The organism is Pseudomonas sp. PA-4-8C (assembly GCF_021606625.1).
GTDB lineage: Bacteria > Pseudomonadota > Gammaproteobacteria > Pseudomonadales > Pseudomonadaceae > Aquipseudomonas > Aquipseudomonas lactis.
Genome location: NZ_WKCD01000393.1, coordinates 1 through 3822 on the forward strand (window position 1 = coordinate 1; position 3822 = coordinate 3822).

Here is a 3822-nt window from a genome sequence, read left to right on the forward strand (position 1 = left end):
TAGTTGTCAACGTCTCGTAGGCAGATCGGGACGAACTACTTTTTTTGAAAAAAATCGCTAGACCGACCATCTGCATCAGCCTTTTTAAGTCGGTCTTCACCGGTAGATATCGGCCAAAATTCAACGCCCACCCTTGGAATCAGCTCGGTTCGTCCGGGCGGGCAGCACTTCAGGAAGAAGCTTACATGCGCATGTTTAAGGATATCCACTCACGCTGGATGCAACAGGCAAAGCGTTCTACCCAGCCACTGATCATCCTGTCGCCCTATATCACCAAGGACGTTGCATTGACTCTGGTTAAAGGCAAGAGAGGCGCGCGGATCTACACGCTGTTTGACACCAACGTCTTTGCTACCGGTGGTTCGGATCTTGAGGACATCGTCGAGCTGATGAAAAAACATGAGGTCTACCAACTCGATGGGCTTCACGCCAAGCTGGTGACTGACAAAGACACCTTTGTCACGGTAGGCAGCCAGAACCTGACTCAGGGTGGAAAGCACAATCTCGAGCTCAGTGTTCACCTTAAAGACGAACCGGCTCGCCGGCAGGCAATGGACATCGTTGAGCCCTGGCTGGATGATGCCGAGCGCATCACGCCAGAAATGGTCGCGGATATGACGGTGGATATCGAGCGTTTGAAGGCCTTGCACAAAGAGTTCCAGAAACAATGTGCGGAGCACCAAAAGGATTTCATTGACAAGTCCCGGCGACGCGCCCGACGTGAGCGCTTCGAAGCGCATGCGAAAAATCGAGCTGCGATCGCCAGCAAGCTAAAAAAAGCCTTGAGAGCCAGCATCACAAAAACCGCTCAGGTGAAGCGCATAGACCAGTCTTCTGTTCTCAAGACCGAAGATAAAGCCAATTTACTGGTCTGGGAGCGGCCGAACGGGAAGGTTGAGGCAACGTTAGATAAAGGTGACCGCTATTTGTGCTTCCTGGAATCGAATGACTTTGGCTGGGCAAGGGTCGCTGGTCAACAAATCAGCCTGATTGCTCGAGGGATCACTTTCGGGCCAGGGATATTCAAGGCTTTCCCGAAGCTGTCTCTGCGAGTGTCCTCGGCTGCTAGGAGCCTAATCGGCCATCCAGACGGCACCAACCTCGTCGTGAGTTTGTGGTGGGGGAAATCGCACGTATGCACAGTGCCCGGCTCTTTCCAGCTTGATGACATCACTTTGTTTGAAGCCAAACGACCGAAGCCAGCAAGGCTAAAAATCAAAGGGCGGCCCGAACCAGTTCAACCCGCACCAACCACACTTACAAGAGAGGTGATTACGTGGATCTCGGAGAACTCTCGCAGTTTTGAACGGCTTGTTCGCCAAAGCGTGACCGAGAGTTTCAACTACACGGAAGGGCATAAGCTGACGGGTGTAAGGGCCGCGATGTTCTTTGGCAAACCAGGTAGTCGAGTCAAGATCCGACTGACCAAGGTCAGGAACAACCCGGTCCTGCATGTCAGTCCGTTGCTCAGCTAAATTTTAATCGTAGAACTGCATGCACCGCCGGTTCGCATGAAATCTGATTTAAACCTTTACTGTGTAGAAAATATATCTGTGCCTTTTTCGCAGTACCGCCAATCCCCTGTGGGAGCTGTCGAGCTTTAGCGAGGCTGCGAAAGCGGCGTTTCAGGCGCAATGAAGAGATTGACTGTGCCACCGCCATCGGAGCCTCTCTCGGGCTCGACATTCAAATCCACCTATCATTCTCAGCCTTATGCTCCCCCACCTTCTAAGCCGAGTTTGGGTTTGAAACGCGCGCATTAGAGATGGGTATGCGTTTGTCTTGATAAATAGAGCCAGCGTCAGTGCCGGGCCAGACGTACGCGCCAGTCTCCACCGTGCTGGCGTTGGCCGTCCTCTTCACAGTCAAGCGCAGGCTTTTGGGGAGGGCACTGTGGTCGACCGTATGAGTCAACCAATCGAAGCCTGTGATTTCGCTCTTGGCGGTCTCGCAGGCTTCAATCAGGCTGATGATAAGGCGGCGTTCAATGCATGCGGCGTCGCGTTTGGTTAACGGCATCCTCTAAGCGCCTGCCTGATCACCAAATAGCAAAATCTTGATCTGGCCGATGATCTTCGAAAGGGGCGCATTGCTATCTTTACTACTTTTCTTCGCACGGAGTACGACGATGGCACAAACAATCGCAAATAGGCCTATAGGGTCGGCAAGCGTGAAAAACCACTCAGGCAGTATTGAGATACTTGAGGCAGGGACAAATTTTGCGATGACGACATAGATCGTTGCGAGGTAGACCATTACATTGAATGACCTGAACTGCAACGATAAGAAGCTCTTTTCTAACGAGCGCTCTCGGTATTTTAAGTATTCCCAAAAAGACCATAGAAAAAATATGCTTGTGTAGGTCAAGGCGACGCAATAAAAAGGTTTTGTCGCCAGCACTACGGTGAGTAAGTAGAGTGGCAAGAGAACGATGGTCACAATAAAGCGGAGACTCCCAAGTATTGGACTTTTCAATACCGACTTATGATAGCCAAACCAACTCAATAGCAGATTCACATAACCGACCATCACCACCATCAATGTGAAACAGTCAGGGATAGCGCCTTCCTTGACCCACACTAAAATGGTCTCGGCCACGGCGGCAGCGATCATGACTGCAAACATTGGATCAATGAATTGGCCCGTTGAGGGGTCCAGATTCTTTTCGTTCATATCGCCCCCTTAACGTTCTGCATCAAACAGGCAAATATGCTTCGGTCATATACTTTGCCGCGGACGTCGTCAGGAAAGTTGACATTTACAGCCTTGACAAGGGTAAAGTTTGGAGTGACCTGCTCAGTGTAAGTCGCCAAGCTGCAATGCATCTTCTTTAAGCCATTGGCGGGGTCAAAGCTGATGTGCCCGTAGGATGTTCGCGTATGAAGCCTCTCTAAGTAATAAGCGTCCGAGCTGTCGACATGAATCTTGATAAAGTGCCCCCCAGGCTTCAGCACGCGCGCTACCTCATGCAGAACACGCTGTTGATCTTCGTCGCGGGTGAAATGGCAAAGCGAATAAGCATCCATTACAAGATCGTAAGTCCCGTCGCCCCCTGGGATTCCCTCTAGCAGATCTTGCTTCACAACTTCGACAGCCCCTGACAGTCCGGCTTCCTCAACACGCCTACGTGTCAAAGCCACCGCTTTTGGACAGAAGTCCAGAGCGACGACCTGCATACCCAAACTCGCGAGAAAAAGGCTATTACGACCGTTGCCGCAACCAAGATCCAAGACCCGTGCAGTGGGGAATTCACAGGTTTTCATCAGCTCGACGAGTGCATGTGCCGGTGCAGCTCTTAGCGATGATGGAATGGTAGGCGCTTGTTCATACTCTCGATCCCATACGTCCTGGGCACAACGCCCGTTCGGCTCAGCAAACTCTATGGTTACGTCTGGGGTGTGGGGAAGGCTCATGTGATATCCCTATCTGCTAACTGCTGGTGGAATGCATATTTATTTTTGCTGCGCGGTTGCGGGTGGGGCAGCCCATATTCAAGCGCTCCCACCGCCGCCCCTCATGCTCAGGGTCGGCGCTTCAACGATCAAGTTTCTGGAAATACAGTGCCTTCGAACCCATCATTGCGCTGGCATCTTAGTCTATAGAGGTCTCCTTGCAGTGTCATTTTGAGCGTTTCGTCTGTGCACAGGTGTGGCTCTCGCAAGTGACGGCTGCGCATAAGCAGCTTCCTTGGTACACCTTGGTTATACGCTTTCCCGTCAAGCCAACTCGCCGAGTCGCTTGATTCACCTGGATTGAAAGAGCAACCCCACAATACTGCGGACTCGCCGTAGCACTGTGGAGTTGCTAAGACAGCGCCTACAC

General features: G+C 51.8%; 4 protein-coding genes. 1 reads left to right on the top strand and 3 read right to left on the bottom strand.

Going from position 1 to position 3822, the window contains the following annotated elements; genetic code table 11:
• Window positions 1–44 precede the first annotated feature (44 nt).
• The gene (locus tag GIW04_RS28815; protein ID WP_232964677.1) at window positions 45–1475 is read left to right on the top strand and encodes a phospholipase D-like domain-containing protein; all 1431 of its coding nucleotides are present in this window, start codon (window positions 45–47) and stop codon (window positions 1473–1475) included.
• 253 nt (window positions 1476–1728) lie between these two features.
• On the opposite strand, the gene GIW04_RS28820 is transcribed toward GIW04_RS28815, so the two are convergent.
• Genes GIW04_RS28820 through GIW04_RS28830 form a run of 3 tightly spaced genes read right to left on the bottom strand, consistent with a single transcriptional unit; the run spans window position 1729 to window position 3413 of the window.
• The gene (locus GIW04_RS28820) at window positions 1729–2019 is read right to left on the bottom strand and encodes a hypothetical protein (RefSeq protein ID WP_232964676.1); all 291 of its coding nucleotides are present in this window, start codon (window positions 2017–2019) and stop codon (window positions 1729–1731) included.
• Between the two features lie 3 nt (window positions 2020–2022).
• Entirely contained in the window at window positions 2023–2673 is a 651-nt protein-coding gene (locus tag GIW04_RS28825) for a hypothetical protein (RefSeq protein WP_034136021.1), read from the bottom strand.
• On the bottom strand, window positions 2670–3413 hold the full coding sequence (locus GIW04_RS28830) for a class I SAM-dependent methyltransferase (RefSeq protein WP_050516268.1): 744 nt from the start codon (window positions 3411–3413) through the stop codon (window positions 2670–2672). Before GIW04_RS28830 ends, GIW04_RS28825 begins: the two co-directional genes overlap by 4 nt.
• Window positions 3414–3822: the final 409 nt, after the last annotated feature.

Bases quoted from the DNA above. Each gene is read 5' to 3' on its own strand.
- GIW04_RS28820 (WP_232964676.1), bottom strand. From the start codon at position 2,019: ATGCCGTTAACCAAACGCGACGCCGCATGCATTGAACGCCGCCTTATC.
- GIW04_RS28825 (WP_034136021.1), bottom strand. From the start codon at position 2,673: ATGAACGAAAAGAATCTGGACCCCTCAACGGGCCAATTCATTGATCCA.
- GIW04_RS28830 (WP_050516268.1), bottom strand. From the start codon at position 3,413: ATGAGCCTTCCCCACACCCCAGACGTAACCATAGAGTTTGCTGAGCCG.